Source organism: Pseudomonas sp. RT4P38, from assembly GCF_054897765.1.
On record NZ_CM142703.1, the window covers coordinates 5,188,204 to 5,212,959 of the forward strand.

27 protein-coding genes are annotated in these 24,756 nt (G+C 59.5%); all 27 read right to left on the minus strand.

Annotated features, from left to right (window positions below; all coding sequences use genetic code 11):
- Nucleotides 1-7: 7 nt before the first annotated feature.
- A complete protein-coding gene (locus tag ACYZT7_RS24010; RefSeq protein WP_462038488.1) occupies nucleotides 8-937 on the minus strand; it encodes a PfkB family carbohydrate kinase in 930 nt (309 codons plus the stop codon).
- Complete coding sequence (locus tag ACYZT7_RS24015; protein WP_462038489.1) at nucleotides 930-2,396, minus strand: purine-cytosine permease family protein; 1,467 nt, start codon at nucleotides 2,394-2,396, stop codon at nucleotides 930-932. Before ACYZT7_RS24015 ends, ACYZT7_RS24010 begins: the two co-directional genes overlap by 8 nt.
- Before the next feature lie 223 nt (nucleotides 2,397-2,619).
- Nucleotides 2,620-3,618: an ADP-ribosylglycohydrolase family protein gene (locus tag ACYZT7_RS24020; RefSeq protein WP_462038490.1), complete on the minus strand. Its 999-nt coding sequence runs from the start codon at nucleotides 3,616-3,618 to the stop codon at nucleotides 2,620-2,622.
- Nucleotides 3,615-4,328, minus strand: coding sequence for a GntR family transcriptional regulator (locus ACYZT7_RS24025; RefSeq protein WP_462038491.1), 714 nt, complete (start codon nucleotides 4,326-4,328; stop codon nucleotides 3,615-3,617). Before ACYZT7_RS24025 ends, ACYZT7_RS24020 begins: the two co-directional genes overlap by 4 nt.
- A 184-nt stretch (nucleotides 4,329-4,512) precedes the next feature.
- Entirely contained in the window at nucleotides 4,513-5,481 is a 969-nt protein-coding gene (gene araH / locus ACYZT7_RS24030) for an L-arabinose ABC transporter permease AraH (protein WP_111451791.1), read from the minus strand.
- Nucleotides 5,482-5,490: 9 nt separating this feature from the next.
- A complete protein-coding gene (araG, locus tag ACYZT7_RS24035) occupies nucleotides 5,491-7,035 on the minus strand; it encodes an L-arabinose ABC transporter ATP-binding protein AraG (RefSeq protein WP_462038492.1) in 1,545 nt (514 codons plus the stop codon).
- A gap of 65 nt (nucleotides 7,036-7,100) precedes the next feature.
- Nucleotides 7,101-8,105, minus strand: a complete 1,005-nt coding sequence (locus ACYZT7_RS24040) for a substrate-binding domain-containing protein (protein WP_462038493.1) — start codon at nucleotides 8,103-8,105, stop codon at nucleotides 7,101-7,103.
- Between the two features lie 114 nt (nucleotides 8,106-8,219).
- Complete coding sequence (locus ACYZT7_RS24045; RefSeq protein ID WP_462038494.1) at nucleotides 8,220-9,038, minus strand: SDR family oxidoreductase; 819 nt, start codon at nucleotides 9,036-9,038, stop codon at nucleotides 8,220-8,222.
- Nucleotides 9,039-9,236: 198 nt separating this feature from the next.
- Entirely contained in the window at nucleotides 9,237-10,112 is an 876-nt protein-coding gene (locus tag ACYZT7_RS24050) for an SMP-30/gluconolactonase/LRE family protein (RefSeq protein ID WP_462038495.1), read from the minus strand.
- A gap of 25 nt (nucleotides 10,113-10,137) precedes the next feature.
- Entirely contained in the window at nucleotides 10,138-10,854 is a 717-nt protein-coding gene (locus ACYZT7_RS24055) for a FadR/GntR family transcriptional regulator (protein WP_462038496.1), read from the minus strand.
- 207 nt (nucleotides 10,855-11,061) lie between these two features.
- Nucleotides 11,062-11,622, minus strand: a complete 561-nt coding sequence (locus tag ACYZT7_RS24060; protein WP_462038497.1) for a DUF1285 domain-containing protein — start codon at nucleotides 11,620-11,622, stop codon at nucleotides 11,062-11,064.
- A 17-nt stretch (nucleotides 11,623-11,639) separates the two neighbouring features.
- Entirely contained in the window at nucleotides 11,640-12,248 is a 609-nt protein-coding gene (locus ACYZT7_RS24065; protein WP_461969529.1) for a DUF4823 domain-containing protein, read from the minus strand.
- Nucleotides 12,249-12,347: 99 nt separating this feature from the next.
- Nucleotides 12,348-13,316 (minus strand): GTP 3',8-cyclase MoaA, encoded by a 969-nt coding sequence (locus tag ACYZT7_RS24070; RefSeq protein WP_282375714.1) that lies wholly within the window; start codon nucleotides 13,314-13,316, stop codon nucleotides 12,348-12,350.
- 142 nt (nucleotides 13,317-13,458) lie between these two features.
- Nucleotides 13,459-14,097, minus strand: coding sequence for a TetR/AcrR family transcriptional regulator (locus ACYZT7_RS24075; RefSeq protein ID WP_008152317.1), 639 nt, complete (start codon nucleotides 14,095-14,097; stop codon nucleotides 13,459-13,461).
- 342 nt (nucleotides 14,098-14,439) lie between these two features.
- A complete protein-coding gene (locus ACYZT7_RS24080) occupies nucleotides 14,440-15,225 on the minus strand; it encodes a TatD family hydrolase (protein WP_462038498.1) in 786 nt (261 codons plus the stop codon).
- 14 nt (nucleotides 15,226-15,239) lie between these two features.
- Nucleotides 15,240-15,596 carry a PilZ domain-containing protein gene (locus ACYZT7_RS24085; RefSeq protein WP_033056958.1) on the minus strand — a complete coding sequence of 119 codons (357 nt, stop codon included), beginning with the start codon at nucleotides 15,594-15,596 and terminating at the stop codon, nucleotides 15,240-15,242.
- Between the two features lie 42 nt (nucleotides 15,597-15,638).
- Nucleotides 15,639-16,625: a DNA polymerase III subunit delta' gene (locus ACYZT7_RS24090; protein WP_462038499.1), complete on the minus strand. Its 987-nt coding sequence runs from the start codon at nucleotides 16,623-16,625 to the stop codon at nucleotides 15,639-15,641.
- Nucleotides 16,618-17,250 carry a dTMP kinase gene (tmk, locus tag ACYZT7_RS24095; protein WP_461969520.1) on the minus strand — a complete coding sequence of 211 codons (633 nt, stop codon included), beginning with the start codon at nucleotides 17,248-17,250 and terminating at the stop codon, nucleotides 16,618-16,620. Before tmk ends, ACYZT7_RS24090 begins: the two co-directional genes overlap by 8 nt.
- A gap of 19 nt (nucleotides 17,251-17,269) precedes the next feature.
- Nucleotides 17,270-18,502 (minus strand): endolytic transglycosylase MltG, encoded by a 1,233-nt coding sequence (gene mltG / locus ACYZT7_RS24100; protein ID WP_462038500.1) that lies wholly within the window; start codon nucleotides 18,500-18,502, stop codon nucleotides 17,270-17,272.
- Between the two features lie 3 nt (nucleotides 18,503-18,505).
- Nucleotides 18,506-19,321, minus strand: coding sequence for an aminodeoxychorismate lyase (gene pabC / locus ACYZT7_RS24105; protein ID WP_462038501.1), 816 nt, complete (start codon nucleotides 19,319-19,321; stop codon nucleotides 18,506-18,508).
- A complete protein-coding gene (gene fabF / locus ACYZT7_RS24110; protein WP_095132060.1) occupies nucleotides 19,321-20,565 on the minus strand; it encodes a beta-ketoacyl-ACP synthase II in 1,245 nt (414 codons plus the stop codon). Before fabF ends, pabC begins: the two co-directional genes overlap by 1 nt.
- Before the next feature lie 108 nt (nucleotides 20,566-20,673).
- Nucleotides 20,674-20,910, minus strand: a complete 237-nt coding sequence (acpP, locus tag ACYZT7_RS24115; RefSeq protein WP_003442511.1) for an acyl carrier protein — start codon at nucleotides 20,908-20,910, stop codon at nucleotides 20,674-20,676.
- A 191-nt stretch (nucleotides 20,911-21,101) separates the two neighbouring features.
- Nucleotides 21,102-21,845, minus strand: coding sequence for a 3-oxoacyl-ACP reductase FabG (fabG, locus tag ACYZT7_RS24120; RefSeq protein ID WP_462038502.1), 744 nt, complete (start codon nucleotides 21,843-21,845; stop codon nucleotides 21,102-21,104).
- A 16-nt stretch (nucleotides 21,846-21,861) separates the two neighbouring features.
- The gene (fabD, locus tag ACYZT7_RS24125) at nucleotides 21,862-22,800 is read right to left on the minus strand and encodes an ACP S-malonyltransferase (protein WP_462038503.1); all 939 of its coding nucleotides are present in this window, start codon (nucleotides 22,798-22,800) and stop codon (nucleotides 21,862-21,864) included.
- Nucleotides 22,801-22,926: 126 nt separating this feature from the next.
- Nucleotides 22,927-23,937: a phosphate acyltransferase PlsX gene (gene plsX / locus ACYZT7_RS24130; protein ID WP_462038504.1), complete on the minus strand. Its 1,011-nt coding sequence runs from the start codon at nucleotides 23,935-23,937 to the stop codon at nucleotides 22,927-22,929.
- Nucleotides 23,938-23,941: 4 nt separating this feature from the next.
- Entirely contained in the window at nucleotides 23,942-24,124 is a 183-nt protein-coding gene (rpmF, locus tag ACYZT7_RS24135) for a 50S ribosomal protein L32 (protein ID WP_008152339.1), read from the minus strand.
- A 13-nt stretch (nucleotides 24,125-24,137) separates the two neighbouring features.
- On the minus strand, nucleotides 24,138-24,665 hold the full coding sequence (locus tag ACYZT7_RS24140; protein WP_004371317.1) for a YceD family protein: 528 nt from the start codon (nucleotides 24,663-24,665) through the stop codon (nucleotides 24,138-24,140).
- Nucleotides 24,666-24,756: the final 91 nt, after the last annotated feature.

The window sequence follows — 24,756 nt, forward strand, 5'->3', positions numbered from 1 at the left end:
AGGTAGATCAGGCGCCGGAGGTCTTGCTGATTAACGCATCCACCTCAGCCGTCCCAGGCGAAGTCGCCGGCCCCCATCGAGTGACCGCCAACGCAGCCGCCGCATTAGCCCGCCGCGCCGCTTCAACCGCCGACAATCCTTGCGCCAACCCGGCCAAAAATACCCCGGCATGCGCATCCCCCGCACCGTTGCTATCTACCGCCTCAACCTTGAAACCCGGCACATGCTGGCGATCTCCACGCTGGCTGATCCAGCACCCTTGAGGGCCGTCACGAACCACCATCAAGACGTCGGCTGGCAGATGATCGGCCAACCGGCTCAAGGCCTCGGCAATGTCCGACGTACCGGTAAACTTCAACGCCTCGGCACTGTTGCTGGTCCACAGATCGATGCGTGCCAGCAAGACTTGCATCAACGGCTCATCCGGCGAATCCACCAGCGGACCCGGATCGAAAACCACGTTGATTCCTCGCGGCAAATCCAGTACCCAATCCACCAGCGCCTGGGCTTTGCCGCCATGCAGCAGGCTGTAGCCGCTGACGTAGACATAGTCACCCGCCTCGGCCCGCACGCTGGCCAGATCCTCGGCAGTCAGCTCACCTTCGGCACCGATATAGGAAATGAAACTGCGCTCGGCCGAGGCTTCGGTTAACGCGACGCACAATCCCGTATCTCGTTCGGCGCGGTGAGTGATGCCGATCCGAATGCCTTCAGCCTTCATCGCCTCGCGGGCCAGGTCGCCGAAACGTCCGGTGCCATGACGGCCGAGGTAAACCACCGGCAAGCCATTGCGCTGGGCGGCAGCCATCACATTGAAGCCGCCGCCAGCCTCGAAACTGGCGGACTGCGCCAGTACATCGCCGCCCGAATGCGGCAGTTTATCCACGGCCATGACCAGGTCGATCATGACCTGGCCGGTGTGCAGCAATCTAGGCATGAGCGTTCTCGGTTATCGCGGCACGACGATCCTTGGCCCCGCCGAGTACACCATAAATCCCGCCGGCCACCAGGAACGTCACGATCCAGCCGAGGCCGTTATGGCCCAGCCAGGAGTCGGACAGGAAGCCGCGGAACCAGAGGGTTTGTTCGGTCGTGCCGATGGTGGTGAAGCTGAAGCCCAATACGATCGCCACCGCCCACGCACCGAAGGCGCGCCACTCAATACCGCCGTTGTACCAGTAAGCGCTGCTCGGGCTGACGTCCAGCAGGTCTTGGGGGCTGTAGTAATGACGGTGAATCAGGTCGACGACGAAGATCCCGACCCACGCCGTGATCGGCACCGCCAGCAGCGAAATGAAGGTAATGAACGGACCGTAGAAGCTGTCGGCGATCAGCATGAAATAGATCGAACCGGCGAAGATCGCGACGATATCCACCACCACCGCGTAGACGCGTTTGACCTTCAGACCGAGGGTCAACGTGGTCAAACCGGCGGAGTACACCGAGAGGTTGTTCGACAGCAGCAATCCACCGAACGCAGTGATCAGGTACGGCACGGCCATCCAGGTCGGCAGCATGTCGCGGATTGCAATGATCGGGTCAGTGGCCGAGGCCAAGTCATTGTTACCCACCGACAGCAGGCCGCCGAGGGTGATCAGCAGCACCAGCGGAATCCCCGCACCGAACGCTGCCGAAGCCACCAGGCGCGCGGCTTTGACGCTGCGATGCTGATAGCGCGACATGTCGGCACCCGCGTTGGCCCAACCGATTCCGGTGCCAGCGGCCATGGTGCCAACGCCGATGATCATCGCGCTCAACGGCGCGGGCGTTGCGTTGAACACCGCACTCCAGTCGATGGTCGCGCAGAGGAAGCCGCCCACCAGCAGGTTCAGCGCTCCGAACACGTAAGTTGCCCACTTCTGAATCACCAGCAACGTGGCGTGACCGAGGCCAGAGACCGACAACGTCAGCAACACGAAAATCGCGATGAACACCAGGGTCAGCAGCGGCGCGCTTTTGGCTTCTACCGGCGAGCCGAACAGAATCGAGCACAGCGACAGCAACACGAAGGCTGCGGTTGTGGTGTTGACGGTTTCCCAGCCCAGACGCGACATCAACGAAACCAGGGTCGGCCCGATGTTGCCGCGTACACCGAAGATCGCTCGCGACAACGTCAGGCTCGGTGCGCGACCACGGCGACCGGCAATGGAGATGATCCCGACCACCGCGAAGGAACCGGCGGCACCAAGGATCGCGACAATGATCGCCTGCCAGATCGCCAAGCCGCGAAAGGCTACAAGGGTCGCGCCCAGCGGCAGGCCGAGGATGGAGATGTTGGCGGCAAACCAGACCCAGAACAGTTGCAGCGGATGACCGTTGCACTCCGCTTCCGGCACGGGCTCGATGCCACGGGTTTCCAGTTGCCCGGCGCTTTGCCCGGCGTTTGATGAACTCATGTGAAAATGCTCCTGTTGCCTTTGTTGTGGTTGTGGGCAATGACGGAAGACAAAACGACATCCTGGCTGTCCTGGCCAGGTCAGTGCGATCCATTGCGGGGTTATCAAATGAAATAGGCGGCGCGCCCATCGCGAGTAAGCTCGCTCCCACAGGAATTGTGCAAACCTTAAGGTACACGCCGTACCTGTGGGAGCGAGCTTGCTCGCGATGGCGCCAGTCCAGTCAACGCAAAGCTAAAAGCCCTTTTACCAAAGGCTCCAGCTCCAGATCGTTAACGGCTTTGATTTTTTCGATCATGTCCACCGGCCAACTCTCAAGGCCCAGGCAGGCCCCGAGCATGGCGCCGAGAATCGCCGCGATGGTGTCAGTGTCGCCGCCAAGGCTTGCGGCCATGCACAGCGCTTCGAAAGCGTTCATTTCGCCAATGGCCACTTGCTGGGCCAGGGCAAACGAGACCACCACCGATTCCTGCGAAGCCACCGAAGTGCCGATCACGTCGTACATCAAATCCGCCAGCAATGCCTTGTCGCTGTCGACACTGATGGTCCGCGCCCAGCTGATGCGCGAGGCGATGCGTCCGCCAGCCACCCAGTAACCGTGGCTTTCAGCTTGCTGAGCGATTTGCTGGCCGAGGTTCAAAGCCTCGCCCAGGTCCATGCCGTTGATACCGGCTGAGACCACCGCCGCCACCGCTGCCGCGCTGGAAATGCCCAACGTGGTGTTGTGGGTGACCTGGCAAGCCTGCACGACGGCGTTGATGAAACGCTCAGGGTTGGCAACGTCCGCCGCGAGCCCCACCGGCGTGATGCGCATGGCCGCGCCGTTGGTAGTGCCGTAGCGCCCCGCCTCTTCCGGCGAATGGCCGGCGAGAATCATTTCGATCGCGCGTTTGGTCGAAGGGCCGAGCAAATCCTGGGAGCCCTTGGCCTGCATCGCGGCTTCCCATTCGATCAGACGTTGGGCGAGCATCGCCGGTTCGATCCGGCCCTCGCCTTCAACCAACAATTGTCCGACCAGAATCGCCTGTTCGGTGTCATCGGTGATCGAGCCTTTGGGCATGTTCGCGGCGATCGGTTGATCCGGGCCGGCGTCCTCCAGATCAGTAATCTCGCCGAAGCGCACCTTGATCTCGGCACGGCTCAAGGATTGGGTCGGCATGCCCAGCGCATCGCCCAGGGCCAGGCCGTAGAAAGCGCCCAAGGCACGGTTGAGCGCGGTCATTGCGAGGTTCCAAATTGCAGGTGCAGGCGAAAGTGCACCGGGTCGAGCAAACTTTCGACCTGCTCCATGAAGCGGTGTTTCCGGTCGTAGGTGGTGCGCAAAGCTTTGAGGAAAACCGTGCCGACCGGACGACCGAGCAGTTCGGCGTCTTCGGCGTTCAAGGGTTCGGCGCCGATCCATTGATCGCCGCGTTCGCCGATGTAGCCGTAGGCGGCCAGGGTGATGGTCAGGGAATCATCGATCAAGCCGACCCGCGGCAGGCTTTCCAGGCCTCCGGTGGCGGGCATCAATGAGCGTTCGAGGGAGACCAGCTTGCCTTCGTTGGAACGGCGGCGCCGGTCGAGGGTGATGAACTGGTCGGTGCCAAAACGCGGCAACAGGTCAGGACGGGTGACCGCCTCCAGTCGCAGTACTTCGGTATTGATCAGCGCCCCGCTGTCGGCCAGGGCCTGGGCCCAGCCGCTACGCTGATCAAGCACCACACCGTCGAAGGTGACGATGGAGCCCACCCCGCTTTGGGTTGCGATGTAGTTGCGCCGTTTCAATTCAGCCAGGGCCTCGCGCAGCGTGCCGCGGCTGACTTTGAATTCTTGAGCCAATTGATGCTCACCCGGCAACAGAAGGCCGTCCTCCATGAGGCCGCTTTCGATGCGCCGGATGAGTTCGTCGACCACCCGTTGTTTTTTGTCAAATCGTACCTGTCTAATCATGTACAACGTGATAACCGAAACGGACTGGGACGAGCAAGGAATATATATGGCTGATGACGGAAGGGCCGGATCAAAAGATCCCCTGTGGGAGCGAGCTTGCTCGCGATGAGGCCGCCTCATCCAACATCAATGTCGGCTGACACTCCGCCATCGCGAGCAAGCTCGCTCCCACAGGTAATGGGTGTCAGCGTTGTTTGAGGCGGTCAATTACAACAGCCAACAGCAAGATCGAACCGCGAATCACATACTGGTAAAACGTATCGATGTTCTTCAGGTTCATCGCGTTCTCAATGATCGCCAGAATCAGCACCCCGGCAATCACATGCCGAATCATGCCGATCCCGCCACTCAACGACACCCCGCCCAACACGCAGGCAGAAATCACCGTCAGCTCAAAACCCTGGCCAATCATCGGCTGACCGGAGGTCATGCGCGACGCCAGAATCACCCCGGCCAACGCCCCAATCACTCCGTGCACGGCGAAGATGATGATCTTGGTCCGGTCAACGTTCACCCCGGCCAACAGCGCCGCTTCCTGGTTACCGCCAATGGCCATGGTGTTGCGCCCGTAGGTGGTGTAGTTCAGCAACCAGCCGAAAAACAGGAAGCAAACAATGGTGATCAGAATCGGCACCGGCACACCCAATAACTGGCCGTTACCGAAGACGAAAAACTGCTCTTGCGACACGCCTACCGCTTTGCCGTTGGCGAAGATGTATGCCAGGCCGCGAACGATCTGCATGGTCGCCAGCGTGGTAATCAACGCATTGACCCGCAGCTTGGCGATCACGATCCCGTTGATCAACCCGACAATCAGCCCCATGAACAGCGCCGCAACCACACCGAGAAACACGCTGTCGGTGTCGCGCATCACCACCGCGGCGACCACGCCGGCGCAAGCAATCACCGAACCTACCGACAAGTCGAAGTGCCCGGACGCCAGGCAATACAACATGGTGCAAGCGGCAATCCCCGTCGTGGAGATCGCCAGGCCCAGACCGCGCATGTTCAGCGGCGAAAGGAAGTTGTCGATCAGCAAGGTGCAGAGCACGAAGATCCCGACGGCCGCCAACAGCATCACCCAGTCATCGAGAAAGCGCCGCAGGTCCAGAGGTTTGCGCTGGGTGGGCAAAGCGTTGTTTTGAATGGTCATAGTCACCTCTCAGTTCGCCACGCCGTCAGCGCGTTGGCGCGGCAAAGCCAGTTGCAGCAGGTTGGATTCATTGGCCTGTTCGCGGGACAGTTCGCCGCGCATTGCGCCTTCGCAGAGCACCAGGATGCGGTCGGAAATACCCATCACTTCCATCAGGTCGCTGGACACCACAATCACCGCGATGCCGCTGGAAGCCAGGTTGTGGATGATCTGGTAAATCTCGGCTTTGGCGCCGATGTCGATGCCGCGCGTCGGTTCGTCGAGCAACAGGACTTTCATCGGCATCGACAGCCACCGGCCGAGAATGGCCTTCTGCTGATTGCCGCCGGACAAGTACATGATTTTCTGCGCCGCGTTGGGCGTCTTCACTTTCAGTGCTTTGATCTGCTTGTCGGCGTTGTCCTTCTCCCACAGGCCACGCAACAGGCAGCCGAAGGTGGAGTGGGCGCCGCGGGCGCTGATGTTGATGTTCTCGGCGACGCTGGCGAGCGGCAGGATGCCCTCTTTCTTACGGTCCTCGGGGCACAGCAGAATCCCGGCGGCAATCGCATCGCGGGGTGAACGCAACTTCAGTTCATGGCCGCGCAATTCCAGGCGCCCGGCGGTGTTGCGCTCAAGGCCACTGAGCATGCGGAACAGCTCGGTGCGACCGGCGCCGACCAAACCGAACAACCCGAGAATCTCGCCTTTGTGCACCTCGAAACTCACCGGTTCACGCAAACCCGGCCCCAGCAGGCCGTCGACCTTGAGCGCCACCGCGCCACGTTGACGGTGGCGGTAATCGTAGATGTCCTGGATGTCGCGACCGACCATGCAAGTCACCAGCTGGTCGTGAGTCAGTTCGCTCATGTCCTCGAAAGTGCGCACGTAGCGACCGTCCTTGAACACCGTCACCGCGTTGCAGATGCGGAACACTTCTTCCATGCGATGGGAGACGTAAAGCACCACTTTGCCTTCGTCCCGCAGGCGACCGATGATCGCCATCAAACGATCGATTTCCCGTGCCGACAGGCTACTGGTCGGTTCGTCAAACGCGATCACATGCGCCCCACGGGACAAGGCCTTGGCGATTTCCACCAGTTGCCGCTGACCGAGGGACAGGCGCCCTACTTTCTCTTGCGGATCGATTTCATCGGCCAGGCCTTTGAGGCAGGTCAATGCCTGTTGCCGCAACGCGCCGCGATTGATCAGGCCGAAACTGGCCGGCAGATGACCGAGGAACAGGTTCTCTGCCACGGTCATTTCCGGGACCAGGTGCAACTCTTGATGGATCACTGCGACGCCACTGCCGATGCTGTCGGCGGTGGATTTGAAGGCCCTCGTCTGCTCGCCGATCTGCAGGTCGCCGCTGCTCGGGGTGTAAGCACCGCCGAGGATTTTCAGCAGCGTGGATTTGCCGGCGCCGTTCTCGCCCATCAAGGCGTGAACCTGCCCCGGGTGGGCGACGAAGCTGATGCCATCCAGCGCCTTCACCCCGGGAAAGGTCTTGCCGATCCCGTTGAAGCGCAAGCTGCCGCCAGCATTGTGTTGTTGTGTTTTTGATTGCGCGTGCATAACCCACCTCTTCACACAGATCAGGAAGCCCCGTCACCAGGGCCGCCGATGAAATCAACCGATCCTCAGTTCCAGAGGCCGATTTTTTCCAGTTCCTGCTTGAAGTTCTCGCGCGTGATCAGCGTCACGTCGTCCATCGCGGTGTACTTCGGTGGTTCTTTGCCGGTGGTGACCCACTCGAACATCATGCTCGCGGTGTTGTAGCCCTCGATGTGCGGGCTCGGCAGCATCGAGCCGAAGAAGCCGCTGTTGGCCTTCTTCAATTCGCCGATGGCGTCGGTGCCGTTGATGCCGATGCCGATCACATTGGCCGCGGCAAAACCGGCGCTTTCGGTGGCGCGCACGCCGCCCAGTACGGTGTTGTCGTTCATGCCGCCGATGATCAGGTTTTTCGCGCCGCTTGGCAGTTTCACCAGCGCCGAGTTGGTGGCGTCCATGCTGCCCGGTACGTCGAGGGTTTTCAGCGCCGAGAACAGAATGTGGTCTTTTGGCAGTCCGGCTTCTTCCAGTGCTTGGACCGAACCGTCGGTGCGCTTCTTGCCGGTGTCGAGTTCGTTGTAGGTGTTGATCACCGCGTAAGTGTCTTTCCAGTCCCAGCCGCGTTTCTTCGCTTCGGTGGCCATGGCGTTGCCCTGCTTCTGGCCGACTTCGTACGCTGCCATGCCGAGGTACGGAACGTCTTCCATGAACTTGCCGCTGGCATCGACGAAGCGGTCATCGACGGCGATGACTTTCAAACCGTTGAGCTTGGCCTTGGCCATGATCGCAGGTCCCAGAGATACGTCTGGCGGGCAGATCACAAAGCCCTTGGCACCATTGGCGGCGAGGCTGTCGATGGCCGAGAGGGTTTTTTCACCGTCCGGCACGGCGATCTTGATGACGGTGAAGCCCTTCTCTTTCCCGGCCTTTTCAGCGAATGCCCATTCGGTCTGGAACCAAGGCTCTTCCGCCTGCTTGACCAGAAAACCGATCTTCACTTCCTCGGCCGCCAGCAACGAACTGCTCAGGCTGACCGCGGTGACCGCCAAAGCGGCACAGCACAGGGAACGGATCCCACGACGACGATTCATAAGCTGACTCCTTGTTATTTTTTTTGAGCGTTATTTGAAAGCCGGTGCAGAAAATAGTCATATCGTATGATGATTGGATTTCAGGCGTAGTTCCGCGCCTCAAACCCGGGTTTTTCAGTCGTGATACATGACCGAGCGACCACCATCGATGGTGATGCACGAGGCATTGATGAACGGCGCTTCATCGCTGGCCAGGAAAACGGCCGTCATGGCCACTTCGACCGGCTGCCCGATGCGCCGTGGCGGATGCAGATCGAAGGCGCGCTGACGTTCGGCATGCGGGTCGGCAAAACCGTTCCAGTAATCAACGTTCAGTTGGGTCTCGATGTAGCCCGGCGCGATGGCGTTGACGCGAATGCCCTTCGGCGCATATTCGATGCCCAGGGCTCGGGTCAGGCCGAGCAAGCCATGTTTGGCCACCGGGTACGGGAAGCAGCCGGGAATGATGTGAGTGGAATGGGTCGAGGCGATGTTGATGATGCTGCCCATGCCCTGTTCGATCATCTGCGGCAATACAGCCTTGCAGCCGTACCACGCGCCGTCCAGGTCGATGGCGAAGCAGCGATGCCAGTCTTCTTCGGTCATTTCCAGCGGATCGCGGAACACATTGACCCCGGCGCAATTGACCAGCACGTCGATCCGGCCGTGAAGCTCGATCGCCAATTTAGCCATGGCGTGCAGGTCCTGCTGACGCGATACGTCGGCCTTGATCGCCTGAATATCAAAACCTTTGTCCCACCAGTGGGCCGCGACCTTTTCGACTTTCTCACCCTGGATATCGCTGATGATCAGCTTGGCCTGCTGAGACGCGAACGTCGCAACAATCGCTTCGCCGATACCCTGAGCGGCACCGGTCAGCAGGACGACCTTGTTTTTCAGTCGCTCACCCTTCGGCGGCTCGGGCACCGGTGGCAAAGAAAGAGGTTCAGCCATGGATCAAGACTCCTTTTCGAAGGCACGACAAAAACCGGGCATCTGTCGATGTCCGGTCAAAAGGCTTTCTAGAAAATCGCTGCATCACTTCACCTATTTTGTTTTTTTAAGTGTGAGTGCGTGTCACTGATGGGGCCGACTATAAACCCGACCGCGAGATAATCTCAATATATAATTTTACATCCCGTATGTTGGGATTCACCCAGCAAAACGAGTACAGGTTTTTCCGGGCACATCGACTCGAATCGACAGCAACGCGCCGTCCAACGGATGGTTGAGCGGGCTCGCGGCACTGGTGATGTAGAGGGTTTTCAGGTCTTCGCCACCGAACACGCAGCTGGTGGGGCGGCTGACCGGCAGTTCGACCACGCGATCAACCTGCCCGTCTGGGGTCAGTCTGAGCAGGCAACTGCCGTTCCAACGCGCGTTCCAGATATAACCCTCGGCATCCATCGCCGAGCCATCAGGGCCGCCGCGTTCATGGGGCCCGAACCAGACCTGGGCCGGGTCGAGGTTGCCGTCGGTGCGGATGAAGTGCTGGTAGAGCGTGCTGTCGAGGCTGTCGGCAAAATACACGGTGGTTGCGTCTTCGCTCCACAGCAACGTGTTAGGGATGCCCAGCCCTCTAAGCAACGGCGTGACCCGAGCATCGCGATCGATGCGAAACAGGCCACCGGAACGCCGCACGATGGGCAAGTCTTCGCCCTGCTCGCCGATGTTGTTCTGCATGGTGCCGAGCCAGAGCCGGCCCTGAGCATCGCAGCGGGCTTCATTGGCGCGATTACCGGGTTGCGGATCGGCGACGCAAAGCAAGGTCAGTCGTGGCTCCAGGCCGGGGGAATTCAGAGCGAGTCGATACACGCCGCTGTTCAACGTCACCAGCGCATCGCCGCTTTCGCAGGGAATGAAGGCAGACACGTGCTCGGGCATCTGCCAGATCTGCACGTTGGCGCCAATCAGCCGCAGCGCCTGCTGACCGGCGATATCAACCCAGTACAGCGCCTGGGTCGGCGCGTCCCAGAACGGGCCTTCGCCGAGCTGCGCGCGATGTTCGGTAACGGCAGTCCACGTCATGAAACCTCCTGCTTTCTTATTGTTGTCAGCTAGCCTTCTTGTCGGCCATGACTTGCGGGTAGAAGCGCTTGATGGCCAGGTCGGCGTTATCGATCAGGGTCATGCAGGCCCAGACGCCCCGCGCGGCGTCCCGGGCGGCGATGGCCTCGGCCATGTCTTTGTGAATCGGCAGCGTGCGGCGCAGTTCGTCCGGGTCGGCGGCGGACACCTCGAAAGACACCGCCAGCAGCGCGCCGAGGGCCGGGACCATTTGTTCGATGAATTGATTGTGGCTGGCGGCGAGGATGCACTCGTGGAAGAACTGGTCGGCACGGTTGTAATCGACGCCGCTGTCCACGGCCCTCTCCAGTGCGTTATACGCCTGGAGGATGGCTTGAACCTGTTCGACGGTAGCGCGCTCGCAAGCCCACCGCACGGCCATTGGTTCGATGGTTCGGCGCAAGTCGAGCAAGTCGTCGACGAAGTTTTCCGGCAAGCCGCTGCGCGACAGCCAGCCTACGACTTGCGGATCGAAGAGGTTCCAGCGCCGCACCGGCAACACCCGCGTGCCGACCTTTGGCCCGACTTCGAGCATGCCTTTGGCGACCAGGGTTTTTATGGCTTCGCGGATAACGGTGCGACTGACACCGAGCTGCTCGCCCAAGTCGGCTTCAACCTTGAGCGTCTCACCCGGTTTGACCTGCCCCGCGGCGATCCAGCAACCCAGCCAATCGACCGTCGACGCATGAAAACTGCTGGACATGGATACCTCGAGGCAAGGACGGCACAAAGCCGGTCGCGATGGGTGCCCACGCTAATCATCATACGATTGGGTGTCAATTTTATTTTCAGAATAATGCAGAGATCCAATGTGGGAGCGGGCTTGCTCGCGAAGACGGCAGAACAGTCAGCATAGATGTTGAATGTTATGACCCCTTCGCGAGCAAGCCCGCCCCACATTTTGATCCGGTTACGGCTCAAGCCCGATGGGGAAGAACTCGCCACCGCTCCACACGCCTAGCCAGCGTTGCCCGTCGATCTCGCGGGTGACGGCCAGCTCCACCAGTTGGTAGAACACGTTGCGGTGGATCAGGGCTTCGAGGTTGGTGCGCACATGCACGTAGGGCGCAGGCTCCTGCGTTACCGGGTCGATAACTACGCGCATGGGGTGTTCGGTGCCGGCCTCGGCGGTCTCATCAACATTGGTGGTGAAGCGCAAGACTTGGGCTTCGCCCTCGCCCTCCACGTCCACGGCAATCGCCACGAAGGGCGCATCGTCGACCTTGATGCCGACTTTCTCGACCGGGGTAATGAGGAAGTAATCGTCACCATCGCGGCGAATGATGGTGGAGAACAGCTTGACCATCGGCTTGCGCCCGATCGGCGTGCCCAGGTAATACCAGGTGCCGTCACGGGCGATACGCATGTCGATGTCGCCGCAAAAGTCGGGGTTCCACAGGTGGACTGGCGGCAAGCCTTTTGTTTTGGGGATTTGCCCCAACAGATCGTTGGCTTTTTGCGGGCCACTCATGGCGTTCTCCTTTTGAATTACTGGTCGCTGAGCCCCAGCAGGCTGCGCGCGTATTGTTCCAGCGGCGGGCCCATCAGGTCTTCTGGCTTTTTGTCGTGGAACGTCAGTAAACCGCCACGACTCTTGATGCGTGCAGTATCAATCAAATACTGGGTACTGGTCTCGATCAACATGATCTGAATCACGCCGCTGTCGATACCGAGGCGATCCAGGGCTTCCTGATCCAGCCACTCGTCCGAGTTGCCGATACGATCGTCGGACCTGGCGAACCGGGTATAGAGCAGGTAATGGGCACCGGCGGCACGGGCCTCGCCCATGGCTTGATCAAGGCCTTCCGGGGCACGGGCGCGGCGAACCATAGGGAAGTATTCGACAAAGCCATCGAAGGCGACTTCGGCTATCACGTTGGGTCGTGGGTAGACAGCACTGCCTGGCGGCACAAAGGCGCCTTGGGCGATATAGACGAAAGAGTCCGGTTGAATGCGCAGGTTATTCACACGACGGCTGTCGCTATGGTCGAGCAGCCCCGCATCGCTCATGTGGTAGCGAGTCCCTTCAGCCAGATCGCTGACATTCATGCAGCCACCAAGCGCCAAAACGGCCAGCAGCAAAACCAGGCTACGCATCCTACCCTCCAGAGGCCGGTGACGGAAAACCGGCGAATGGCCATGGGATGCAGCTTCCGCGCCAGCTCGGGAACATCAGCGCCTCGCGATGGGGGAGGATCAACCGCCGATGATTTTCATCACGGTCGCGCCACCAGAAAATGCCACTTCCTGTTTATCACCCAAGGCTTTCACCAAGAGTCGTTGCAAGGCGGGCAACGCTTGATGACGGGGTTTGTCCAGCAGATCGCCGACATAGTGGCGGTTGCTCGACGACAGGCAGCCATGCAGCCAGCCCGTGGACGACAGACGCAGCCGCGAGCAAGTGCGGCAGAACGGCACGCTTTCGTTGGCGATCACACCGAAGTGGCCTTGCCCCGGGATCTCGTAGCGCACGGCTGTGGCGTCGACTGGCGCATCGGCCTGAAGATACTCGTGGCGCTCACCGATTAGGCTCAGCAACTGCTGAAGGCTCACGAACTGCTGCAGGAAAGCATTGGAGTCGCTGGCCAGGTGACCCATGCGCATCAGCTCGATGAAGCGAAGCTCATAGCCGCGCTCCAGACAATAATCGAGTAGCGGCATCACTTGATCGAGGTTCTGCCCACGCAGTGGCACCATATTGACCTTGATCTTCAGGCCGGCTGCACTGGCCTGGTCCATACCGTCGAGCACAGTCGCCAGATCGCCGCCACGGGCAATGCTGCGAAAAGCGCTGGCATCCAGGGTATCGAGCGAAACGTTAATGCGACGAATGCCGGCGTCCACCAGCAGTGGCAGTTTTTTCGCCAGCAGCTGACCGTTGGTAGTCAGGCTGATGTCCGCCAGGCCCATCTGCCCGACGGCGGTCATGAAGGTTTCGAGTTTGGGGCTGACCAGCGGTTCGCCACCGGTGATGCGCAAACGCTCGATGCCTGCGGCCTCGATCAGATACGCCACACCACGTGCCATGGCCTCGGCCGACAATTCATCCTGCGCAGCCACCAAACGCTTGCCGTTGGGCACGCAGTAGGTACAAGCGTAATTACAGGCTGAAGTCAGACTGATTCGCAAATTGCGAAAACGCCTGCCTTGACGGTCAACGATCATGGATCACTCCGGCGGAAGAATATTCGGACCGCTAAAACTTGACTCACAAATCAAGTTTTGGCAATACCTAAGCCTGAGTATATTCCTGCGGTACTGCGCCATGGTGTGAATATCATGGCGCGATAAGGCGAACTGTATGGACTCAGCTGCTCGGGGTGTCGGTATCGCGCTTGCGCTTGTTGCCCATGCGCACGCCGATATCCATCAGGAACTGGAAGAAGCCTTCCTGATCTTCCAGCACATTGCTCCAGAACGGCGAGTGATACAGCGCCACAGCGCCGTGCACCAGCGCCCAGGACGCGCAGTAATGGAAGTATGGCGGCACGTCTTCGAGCTTGCCTTCGCTGATCCGACCCTTGATCAGCAGAGTCAGGCGTTCGAAGTTCGAGGCGCGGATCTTGTGCAGCTCCTCGACCATCTCCGGAACCTGATTGCCCTTGACCACCTTTTCTTCCAGGCGATCGAACAACCGATAGCGTTGCGGGTCGCGCATGCGGAATTCGAAGTAGGCACGGGACAGGGCTTCCTTGTCCTTGTCGACATCGGCCGAATGCAACAGCTCGTTCAAATCGCGCTCGTAATCGAGCATCAGGCGCAGATAGATTTCAGCCTTGGATTTGAAGTGCTTGTAGATCGTGCCTTTGCCGATACCGACGGCATCAGCAATCATCTCGACGGTGACACTGTCTTCACCTTGATCGAGGAACAGCTTGAGCGCGGTATCGAGAATTTCTTGCTCGCGGCGACGAAACTCACGGACCTTACGAGGTTCTTTATGCATAAGAAAAGGTCTGTAGGGGTCAAAATTCGAAGCCGCGTATTATGCCTAACTTGCGCAAAAATGCACGGATCATCCGACCATATATGTGTTTCTTGATGAATTCCGGCAGCTTTGCAGAGTGATGAGAACTCAACCGAAGCGCCCGTATTCCAAATTTGTTTAAAAACCGTGGCCGGTAAACTGGACTCGGCGCAATACTGATCAATACTTCAAATGTCGGCGGGGCATCTCCCCCAAGTGTCGCGCCGATATAGGTACCAACGGACCGCGTGCCTTTGTTTTACTCCTAATGGTCTTAACCCGGATTCCCCCCCCAGAACCCGGGTTTTTTTTGCCTGCGATTTAACCTTTCACATGCGCCAGCGGAAAAAGCCGCTTGAAGTTTTCGGTGGTTTGCTCGGCAAAACGCTCGTAGGGCTCACCACGCAACATTGCCAGAAATTCCGCTACGTCGCGCACGTACTGTGGCAGGTTCGGTTTGCCGCGATGAGGAATCGGCGCGAGGTAGGGCGAGTCGGTTTCCACCAGCAGTCGGTCAGCCGGCACTTTACTGGCCACGTCACGCAGAGCGTCGGCATTGCGGAAAGTGACAATCCCGGACAAGGAAATGTAATAGCCCATGTCGAGCGCAGCTTTGGCCATCTCCCAGTCTTCGGTGAAGCAATGCAGAACGCCCGCTTGGGGCAGCGCGGCTTCGCGCAGCAGATTCAACGTATCGGCGCGGGCGCCACGGGTGTGGATGATCACCGGCTTGCCGGTCTGCTGCGCCGCTTGCAGGTGCAGTCGAAATGACGCCTGCTGCAACTCTGCCGCTTCTGGCTCGTAGTGATAATCCAGACCGGTTTCACCAATCGCCACCACACGCGGGTGGTTGAGTTCGTGCAACAGCCAATCCAGCGCCGGCGCGGCATTCGGCTGCACATCCAGCGGATGCACGCCGACCGAACAGTCGACGTCGTCATAACGCTCAGCCAGGGCTTTGACGTCCGCGGCGTTCTCGACGCTGACGCCGATACACAGAAAATGCCCTACCCCGCGCTGACGGGCCGCATCCAGTGCAGCATCCAGCGAGCCGTCGTGGGCGGTGAGGTCGAGTCGATCAAGGTGGCAATGGGAATCTACGAGCATAAAAGGGCTGCAACTTACATCGTATGAGTGGGACGGTCGGACTTCAGGGCTCCGGCCAGATGGGTTTCGATTCGACTGCGCGCAGTGTTGTCGCCGTCGTTGAATTGCACGCCGACTCCTGCGGCCCGGTTGCCCTGCGCACCTTTGGGAGTGATCCAGGTGACCTTGCCGGCGACCGGAATCTTCTCCGGCTCGTCCATCAGGTTCAGCAGCATGAATACCTCATCGCCCAACTTGTAGCTCTTGTTGGTCGGGATAAACAGGCCACCGTTCTTGATGAACGGCATGTAGGCCGCGTAAAGCACGGACTTGTCCTTGATCGTCAGGGACAAAATGCCGTTGCGCGGCCCCGGATTAACGAGTTCATTCATGCTGACCTCCACTGCTGATGCTCAGAGTCTAGGCTCAGACGATCACTTCTGGGTAGGCAAACCCACCCATTGCACCAACAGCGCCTCCAGCAACAACACCCGATTGAGGTTGGCTTTGCTCATCACTTTCTGGCGCTGGGCGAGGATCCAGTCCTGAATATTCAGGACTTTGTCCTGGCCGGCTTTTTGCGCCAGGTACTGAATCACCTTGCGCATGTCCGCCAGTCCCAACCCTTCTTCGTCCTGAGTCAGCTGATAGCGCAGGATCAGGCTCGACCAGTCACAGAACCAGTCGAACAACAGCAACAGCGGAATCGCATTCCAGCCTTCGGCCAGTTGCGTCGGTGACTGTTGCTGCTTGAGCAACTTCTTCACCCCGTCGACCACCAGCGCCCGCTGCTCGCGCACGCCCTGGGCCTGCAAGTTGACGGCGGCCAGTGGCGAACCGGCAGCCAGGGTCAGCAACTCGATGCGCTCTTCTTCCGAGCAGTCCGGCAAAGCCTTCGCCAGCCACGCAAGACTCATGGCTTCGCTCGGCAGCGGACAGGCCTGCTGCACGCAGCGGCTCTTAATCGTGGGCAACAGACGACTGGTCTGGTGGCTGACCAACAGCAAAACAGTATCGCCGGAAGGTTCTTCAAGGCTTTTGAGCAAGGCGTTGGCGGCGTTGATGTTCATCGCCTCGGCCGGCTCGATCAGCACCACTTTGCGGCCGCCCATCTGCGCGGTCTGGACCACGAAGCTGACCAGATCACGAACCTGATCGACCTTGATCGCCTTATCGGCTTCTTCAGGTTCCAGAATGTAGTTGTCGGGGTGACTACCGGCCTTCAGCAACAAACAGGGTTTGCATTCGCCGCAAGCATCCTGGGCGGATGGACGCTGGCACAGCAAACTGGCCATCAAGCGCTCGGCCAGCGCACGCTTGCCGATCCCGGCCGGGCCATGCAGCAGATAGGCGTGAGCATGTTGCTTGCGACCGGCCAGCTGCTGCCAGAGACTGTCCTGCCACGGATAGGCTTCAGCCACGAGTCAACTCCAGCAGACGCGGCAGCAAGGCATCCAGTGACTGCTGAACCTGCGCCAGCGGCTGGGCGGCATCGACCAGGACATAACGTGCAGGATCCGCTTCAGCACGCTTTAAGAAAGCACTGCGCACCGCATCAAAAAAGGTTCGGCCTTCGAGTTCGAAACGATCCAGACGACCGCGAGCGCTGGCGCGGGCCAGGCCCACTTCCACCGGCAGATCGAAAATCAACGTCAGGTCCGGGCGCAGATCGCCCTGGACGAAGGTTTCCAGGGTCGCGATGCGCTCCAGCGACAGGCCGCGACCGCCGCCCTGATAGGCGTAGGTCGAATCGGTGAAGCGATCACACAAGACGACTGCGCCACGGGTCAACGCCGGGCGAATCACTTCGGCCAGATGCTGGGCTCGCGCGGCGAACACCAACAGCAACTCAGTGTCCGGGTTCATGACTTCGTCAACCGGCGCCAGCAGCACTTCGCGGATCCGCTCGGCCAACGGCGTGCCGCCGGGTTCGCGGGTCAACACGACCTCAATCCCAGCGGCGCGCAGGCGCTCGGCCAGGTATTCGCGATTGGTGCTCTTGCCGGCACCTTCCGGGCCTTCCAGTGTAATAAACAAGCCAGTCACAGGCAGTCCTTAGTCAGAGTCATTGCGGGCTTTGCGGCGCGGTTGCATCCGGTTCGGGCACAGGTGCAGCAGCGGGTTCTTGAACGGGTTCTTGCGCCGGCTCCTGTGACGACTCCTGAGCAGGCGCTTGCGGCGGCACTTGCGGCAAAGCCTCGGGGGCTGTGTCGGGCGAAGCAGCCGGAGTCGGTGCCTGCTCATCCGTCGCCTCTGGCGCCGTGGTCGGCGCGGGGCTGGAGCGGTAGTCGGCACGGCGCTTGAGCTGGAACTCACGCACAGCGTTATTGTGCGCGTCCAGATCATCGGAGAACACGTGGCTGCCATCACCACGGGCCACGAAATAGAGGCTATTGCCAGCCACCGGATTCAGCGCTGCATGAATCGCTTCGCGGCCGACCATGGCGATCGGAGTCGGCGGCAGGCCCGAAATCATGTAGGTGTTGTACGGGCTCGCTTCCTTGAGATGGGCGCGAGTCAATTTGCCGTTGTAACGATCACCGAGGCCGTAGATCACGGTCGGATCGGTCTGCAACAACATGCCCATTTCCATGCGCCGCACAAACACGCCAGCGATTTGCCCGCGCTCCTGCGGCACACCGGTTTCCTTTTCCACCAGCGAGGCCATGATCAGCGCCTGATAGGGTTCGGTGTACGGCACGTCAGCCGAGCGCTGCCCCCACTCCTTGGCGAGGACTTCGTCGAGGCGGTCGTAGGCTTTCTTCAGCAGCTCGACGTCAGTCATTCCACGCACGAAGCGGTAGGTGTCGGGGAAGAATCGTCCTTCGGGAAAGATCCCGGTGTGTCCGAGCTTGTCCATCACCTCGCTATCGCTCAAACCGTTCAAGGTCTGCTCGAGTTTTTCATCCTTGGCCAGCGCCGCACGGACCTGATGGAAATTCCAGCCTTCGACCAGGGTCAGGCTGTACTGAACCATTTCCCCGCGTTTCCACAGGTCGATCAAGCCCTCGACAGTCATGCCGGGCTGCATGCGGTACTCGCCCTTGTGCAACGGTTGTTTGGCGAGATTGAAGCGCCAATACACGCGAAGCCAAAACGCATCCTTGATGACGCCATCGGCTTCGAGTCGATAGAAGGTACGGGTGGGTGTCGTGCCTTTTGGCACTTCCAGCAGTTCTTCCTGGGTGATGATCAGCGGTTGTTCCAGCGCCGAATGGATTTTCCAGGCCGAAGCGCCCAGACACAGCCCCGCCAGAACCAATCCGGTTTCCAGCAGCAGCAAGAATTTACGTCTCACGTATCAAGCATCCAGTAGCGCGCGGGCAATGGTTTGGAGTTTACGGGTGAGCGGACCAACCGGCCAGCTCAGTGCTGCATAGGCGCACACAGGCCAAACGCCATACACGCTGTTGCAGACAAAGACTTCATCAGCCCATTGCAGCTGATCGAGGGTGATGTCGGTGATTTGGGTGGGGATCCCCAATGACTCGGCTTGAAACAATAATTCGGCACGCATCACGCCGGCCACGCCACAGCGTTTGAGATCGGCCGTGATCAGTACACCGTTGCGCACCAGGAACAGATTGCTGAACACGCCTTCAATGACGCGCCCGGCCTGGTCGAGCATCAAGCCTTCGGCATGATCGGTATCTTGCCATTCGGAACGGGCGATGACCTGCTCAAGACGGTTCAGGTGTTTGAGTCCGGCGAGCAGAGGCTGTTTGGAAAGCCGCGTCGCACAGGGGAACAGGCGAACGCCCTGCTCCGCATTGGCAGCAGGATAAACCGCATGAGGGTTGCCCAGCATGATGCGGCGCGCCTGAGCCGAAGGATCGGGCGCATAACCGCGCGCGCTTTCGCCACGGGTGACAATGAGTTTGAGCACACCTTCGCCCAACGCTTGGGCATAGGCCAGTAACTCAGTGCACACAGCCGCATGATCGAGATTAATTGCCAACCGCTGGCAACCCTTGACCAAACGCACCAGATGCCGATCCAGCAACACCGGAGCGCCGTTGCGCACGGCAATGGTCTCGAACAGACCATCACCGTAAGCCAGGCCGCGATCTTTCAGCGACAAAGCGTCAGCCGGCTGACCGTCGACCCAGCTGTCCATCAGTCAGCGAACCGGCGGAACACCAGCGAGCCGTTGGTACCGCCAAACCCGAAGGAGTTGGACAACACCACATCGATATCCATATTGCGCGCGGTATGCGGTACGAAATCGAGGTCGCAACCTTCGTCCGGCTCATCAAGGTTGATGGTCGGCGGCGCCACCTGACTATTGATCGCCAGCACACTGAAGATCGCCTCGACCGCGCCCGCCGCGCCCAACAGGTGCCCGGTCATGGACTTGGTCGAACTGACCGCCAGCTTGTAAGCGTGATCGCCGAACACCGACTTGATCGCACAGGCTTCGGCAAGGTCGCCCGCGGAAGTCGAGGTGCCGTGAGCGTTTACGTACTGAACCTGATCGCCATTGATCTTGGCATCGCGCAAGGCATTGGTGATGCAACGCGCAGCACCCGCGCCATCGGCCGGAGGCGAAGTCATGTGGTAGGCATCGCCACTGGTGCCAAAGCCGATCAGCTCGGCGTAGATCGTCGCGCCGCGGGCCTTGGCGTGTTCCAGTTCTTCCAGAACCAGAGCGCCGGCGCCGTCGGACAGCACGAAGCCATCACGGCCCTTGTCCCATGGTCGGCTGGCGCGGGTCGGCTCGTCGTTGCGGGTCGACAGTGCGCGGGAAGCTCCGAAGCCGCCCATACCCAGACCGCAAGCCGCCATCTCGGCGCCGCCGGCAATCATCACGTCGGCTTCGTCGTACATGATGTTGCGAGCCGCCATGCCAATGCAGTGCGTACCGGTGGTACACGCAGTGGCGATGGCGTAGTTAGGTCCCTGTGCACCCAGGTGGATGGACAGGAAACCGGAAATCATATTGATGATCGAGCCAGGCACGAAAAACGGAGAAATCCGTCGTGGGCCGGAATCATGCAGCGTGCGGCTGGTTTCTTCGATATTGGTCAGTCCGCCAATACCCGAGCCCATGGCCACGCCGATGCGCTCACGGTTAGCGTCGGTGACTTCCAGACCGGCGTTACGAACTGCCTGAAAACCTGCGGCCAGACCATATTGAATGAACAAGTCGAGCTTGCGAGCTTCCTTGACCGACAGGTATTCCTCGACATTGAAGCCCTTTACCGAGCCGCCAAAACGGGTGGAATAGGCAGAAAGGTCGGTGTGTTCGATCAGACCAATGCCACTGCGGCCAGCCAGAATGCCCTGCCAACTGCTCGGCACATCCGTGCCCAGTGGCGACAACATACCCATACCGGTGACTACGACGCGTCTACGCGACACAGCACTCTCCTTTTTCAAATGACGACTTTGCATCAGGCCTAAAGAAAAAACCGCACGCCGTGATGGCAGTGCGGTTTTTCCATGACAGCAAGCAACGATTACAAGCTATTAAGCCTGGTGGTTAGTAACGTAATCGATTGCGGCTTGTACAGTAGTGATCTTCTCAGCTTCTTCGTCAGGGATTTCGGTCTCGAATTCCTCTTCCAGAGCCATCACCAGCTCAACGGTGTCAAGGGAGTCGGCACCCAGGTCTTCAACGAAGGAGGCAGTGTTGACCACTTCTTCTTCTTTAACGCCCAGTTGCTCAGCAACGATTTTCTTGACGCGCTCTTCGATGGTGCTCATACCTTGTTTTCACTCCTAATGGACAAATTCAGGCAGCTGGCCAGTGGGTAAGTGTATAGAAAGACTTTTCAGTTTTTCAACTGAAAGCTTCACTCCTCAAACCCGGTGGCCCTCTGCCTATAAATAGATTGCAGCTTTATAACGGATTTTAGACAGCTCGTATGACATTTTTTTGAAGCAACCCGTCACATTTAACTCATGTACATCCCGCCGTTCACCGGGATTGTAGCCCCAGTAACGTAAGCCGCACCGTCGGATGCAAGAAAAGCGACCACAGACGCGATCTCTTGAGCTTGTCCCAGACGGCCCAGCGGAATCTGCGTCTGCAAGGCTTCACGCTGTGCCTCGGGCAGTTCGCGGGTCATATCGGTGTCGATGAACCCAGGAGCCACCGAGTTTACCGTAATCGAACGCGATCCGACTTCACGCGCCAGTGCACGGCTGAAACCTTCCAGACCGGCCTTGGCGGCTGCGTAGTTTACTTGGCCTGCGTTGCCCATGGCACCCACAACCGAGCCAATACTGATAATTCGTCCCCAACGGGCTTTGGTCATGCCGCGCAAAACACCTTTGGACAGGCGGAACAGACTGTTCAGGTTGGTATCGACGACATCATGCCATTCGTCATCTTTCATGCGCATCATCAGATTATCGCGGGTGATACCGGCATTATTGACCAGGATCGCCGGCGCACCGAACTGCTGCTGGATGCTCGCCAGCACCGCCGCGACAGATTCGTCGCTGGTGACATTGAGTTCCAGGCCAGTGCCTTGAACACCGTTTTCCTTCAGGGTAGCGGCAATGCGCTCGGCACCCGAGGCAGACGTCGCGGTGCCGATAACGATGGCGCCCTGACGACCCAATTCCAGGGCGATAGCCTGGCCGATACCGCGGCTCGCGCCGGTGACCAATGCAACTTTACCTTGCAGACTCATGCAGGCTTCTCCTGATTCAGGCCAGTGCTGCGCGGGCGGCAGCGAAGGCGTCGGGGGTATTGAGGTTGGATGTCGACACGCCTTCGGCGCAACGCTTGTTCAGACCCGCCAGCACTTTGCCAGGGCCGCATTCGACCAACTGGGTAGCACCCTTGGCGGCGAGTGCCTGAACCGATTCGACCCAGCGTACAGGCTTGTAAAGCTGCTCAAGCAGATCGCGCTTGAGGGTTTCCAGATCGGCCGGCACATTGGCGCTGACGTTCTGAACCACCGGGATCTGCGGCACCTGCCAGTCGATCGCTGCGATCGACTCGGCGAAACGCTCGGCCGCTGGACGCATCAGCTCGCAATGGGACGGCACGCTGACCGGCAATGGCATGGCGCGCTTGGCACCACGGGCCTTGCAGCCTTCGATGGCGCGCTCGACCGCTGCCTTGGCACCGGCGATGACCACCTGGCCAGGGGAGTTGAAGTTGACCGCACTGACCACTTCGCCTTGCGCCGCTTCGGCACAGGCTGCCAGCACATCAGCATCGTCCAGGCCGAGAATGGCGGCCATGCCACCTTGCCCGGCCGGAACGGCTTCCTGCATCAACAGACCACGGCGTTCAACCAGCTTCACCGCGTCGCCCAGGCTCAGACTGCCTGCGGCGACCAAAGCGCTGTATTCGCCCAGGCTGTGACCGGCAACATAAGCCGGACGCGCGCCGCCTTCAGCCAGCCATAGACGCCACAAGGCAATCGAGGCGGTCAGAATGGCCGGTTGGGTTTTATCGGTTTGATTGAGTTGCTCTTCCGGCCCTTGCTGGGTCAGTGCCCACAGGTCGTAACCCAGAGCATCGGAAGCTTCTTTGAAAGTGTCGAGGACAACCGGATGTTGCGCGCCCAACTCGGCCAGCATGCCGAGGGACTGCGAACCCTGTCCCGGAAAGACGAATGCGAGGGAAGCAGACATGTAACAAGCCCCTAATGATCTTGTCGTCGGAGAATTGACGTCCCGCTTGGAGGAACGCAAGAAACTGACAGTTGGATGGCAAATTGAACTGAGCGGTCACATTTAAGCATTGTCCGACGAAAACGCCTAAAGCAACAAATCCTCCAGACGACCATGAATGCGTTCCGGCAGGTTTTCCTGGATCTCGATCAAGGCGCACTGAATCGCACTCTGGAAGCCCTGAACCCCCGCTGAACCATGGCTTTTGACCACAATCCCCTGCAAACCAAGGAAACTCGCGCCGTTATGTCGCGCAGGCGCCAGATCGGCTTGCAAACGCTTCATCAGCGGCAATGCCAGAGCACCGACCACTCTCGACGCGAGATTTCTCTTGAACAAGGCTTCGATGCGCCCGGCAATCATAGTCGCCAGGCCTTCGCTGGACTTGAGCAGGATATTGCCGACAAAACCGTCACACACCACCACATCCGCCTCGCCACGGTACACACCGTCACCTTCGACAAAACCGATGTAGTTGATGCCGCGAGCGCGCTGCAACAACGTGGCCGCCAGCTTGACCTGCTGATTGCCCTTGATGTCTTCAGTACCGATGTTCAGCAGCGCCACGCGCGGACGAACGATGCCCAGGGTTTCCGCCGCCACCGACCCCATCACGGCGAACTGCAACAGATGCTCGGCGCTGCAATCGACATTGGCGCCCAGGTCGAGCAACTGACAGTAGCCCTTCTGCGTCGGAATCGCCGCAACCATTGCCGGCCGATCAATGCCCGGCAAGGTCTTGAGCACAAACCGCGACAACGCCATCAGCGCGCCGGTATTGCCAGCACTGACACAGGCCTGGACCTTGCCGTCTCGCAGCAACTCCAGCGCCACACGCATCGACGAATCGGGCTTGCCCCGCAAGGCCTGGGCAGGCTTTTCGTCCATGGCGATGACTTCAGACGCCGCTACAATCGACAGGCGCGAGCGGTCCACAGCCGATTGGCCAGAGAGTAATTCTTCAAGAAGAGAGGGTTGACCGACGAGGGTCAGGTGCAGCGAGGGCGTAGCAGACAGACAAGCAAGGCTGGCCTGAACAATGCTGCGGGGACCGAAGTCCCCGCCCATTGCGTCAATCGCGATGACTTGAGCAGACAAGTGATTACTCGTCAGCGCCCTTGTCGATCACTTTACGGCCACGGTATACGCCTTCTGGCGATACGTGGTGACGCAGGTGAATTTCACCGGTGGTTTTTTCTACAGACAGAGTGCTTGCCGTCAGGGCGTCGTGCGAACGACGCATGTCACGGGCAGAGCGGGATTTTTTGTTCTGCTGAACAGCCATAATTGATTAACTCCTAAACGTTTGGGTCACGCTTTAACTGCGCCAATACACTGAACGGGTTGGACCGCGTTACCTCGTCCTCGCTCGGTTCGGGCTCATCGAGACCCGCCGGCTGCTGGCATTCTTCCGGATGATGAGCAGGCACAATGGGCAAGGCGAGCAGAAGCTCCTCCTCGATCAGTGACTGCAGATCCAATGGATCTTCGCCCAGTTCCAGCACGTCATAACCTTTCGGCAACGACTGGGTATTCGCACCCTCCTTCACCACAGCATAACTGCATTCGCTATGGATCGGCAGGGTGACCAGCTCAAGACAACGCTGGCAAACCATTTTGACTTCGGTGTCGATAAAGCTGTGAATTACCACAGACTTACGTTCATCTCGTTCAAAAACGAATTTAGCCTGCACCGTACCGACAGTGTCGGAAAGCGGGTCGCAGAGTCTCTCCAAATCGGCCAGCAGCAGTTCACCTTGAAGGGTGGTGCCACGATCAGCCAATTTGCGCGGGTCAACGTGAGGTGGAATCGGGTCATTCAACATAGGCGCAGCATTATAGGGATGCACCCAGCCATGTCAAAGGAAATTCAGCCCTGTCCGTCACTTGCAAGCCTCCGCTAGAATTCGCGCCTGT

Coding starts and splice junctions, on each gene's coding strand:
- ACYZT7_RS24070 (WP_282375714.1), bottom strand. CDS start 13,316: ATGATCGTTGACCGTCAAGGCAGGCGTTTTCGCAATTTGCGAATCAGT.
- araG (WP_462038492.1), bottom strand. CDS start 7,035: ATGCACGCGCAATCAAAAACACAACAACACAATGCTGGCGGCAGCTTG.
- ACYZT7_RS24140 (WP_004371317.1), bottom strand. CDS start 24,665: ATGTTGAATGACCCGATTCCACCTCACGTTGACCCGCGCAAATTGGCT.
- ACYZT7_RS24010 (WP_462038488.1), bottom strand. CDS start 937: ATGCCTAGATTGCTGCACACCGGCCAGGTCATGATCGACCTGGTCATG.
- araH (WP_111451791.1), bottom strand. CDS start 5,481: ATGACCATTCAAAACAACGCTTTGCCCACCCAGCGCAAACCTCTGGAC.
- ACYZT7_RS24080 (WP_462038498.1), bottom strand. CDS start 15,225: ATGCTCGTAGATTCCCATTGCCACCTTGATCGACTCGACCTCACCGCC.
- pabC (WP_462038501.1), bottom strand. CDS start 19,321: ATGGACAGCTGGGTCGACGGTCAGCCGGCTGACGCTTTGTCGCTGAAA.
- ACYZT7_RS24040 (WP_462038493.1), bottom strand. CDS start 8,105: ATGAATCGTCGTCGTGGGATCCGTTCCCTGTGCTGTGCCGCTTTGGCG.
- fabG (WP_462038502.1), bottom strand. CDS start 21,845: ATGAGTCTGCAAGGTAAAGTTGCATTGGTCACCGGCGCGAGCCGCGGT.
- fabD (WP_462038503.1), bottom strand. CDS start 22,800: ATGTCTGCTTCCCTCGCATTCGTCTTTCCGGGACAGGGTTCGCAGTCC.
- ACYZT7_RS24045 (WP_462038494.1), bottom strand. CDS start 9,038: ATGGCTGAACCTCTTTCTTTGCCACCGGTGCCCGAGCCGCCGAAGGGT.
- ACYZT7_RS24085 (WP_033056958.1), bottom strand. CDS start 15,596: ATGAATGAACTCGTTAATCCGGGGCCGCGCAACGGCATTTTGTCCCTG.
- ACYZT7_RS24055 (WP_462038496.1), bottom strand. CDS start 10,854: ATGTCCAGCAGTTTTCATGCGTCGACGGTCGATTGGCTGGGTTGCTGG.
- ACYZT7_RS24025 (WP_462038491.1), bottom strand. CDS start 4,328: ATGATTAGACAGGTACGATTTGACAAAAAACAACGGGTGGTCGACGAA.
- ACYZT7_RS24065 (WP_461969529.1), bottom strand. CDS start 12,248: ATGCGTAGCCTGGTTTTGCTGCTGGCCGTTTTGGCGCTTGGTGGCTGC.
- acpP (WP_003442511.1), bottom strand. CDS start 20,910: ATGAGCACCATCGAAGAGCGCGTCAAGAAAATCGTTGCTGAGCAACTG.
- rpmF (WP_008152339.1), bottom strand. CDS start 24,124: ATGGCTGTTCAGCAGAACAAAAAATCCCGCTCTGCCCGTGACATGCGT.
- ACYZT7_RS24020 (WP_462038490.1), bottom strand. CDS start 3,618: ATGACCGCGCTCAACCGTGCCTTGGGCGCTTTCTACGGCCTGGCCCTG.
- ACYZT7_RS24015 (WP_462038489.1), bottom strand. CDS start 2,396: ATGAGTTCATCAAACGCCGGGCAAAGCGCCGGGCAACTGGAAACCCGT.
- ACYZT7_RS24060 (WP_462038497.1), bottom strand. CDS start 11,622: ATGAGTGGCCCGCAAAAAGCCAACGATCTGTTGGGGCAAATCCCCAAA.
- ACYZT7_RS24075 (WP_008152317.1), bottom strand. CDS start 14,097: ATGCATAAAGAACCTCGTAAGGTCCGTGAGTTTCGTCGCCGCGAGCAA.
- ACYZT7_RS24050 (WP_462038495.1), bottom strand. CDS start 10,112: ATGACGTGGACTGCCGTTACCGAACATCGCGCGCAGCTCGGCGAAGGC.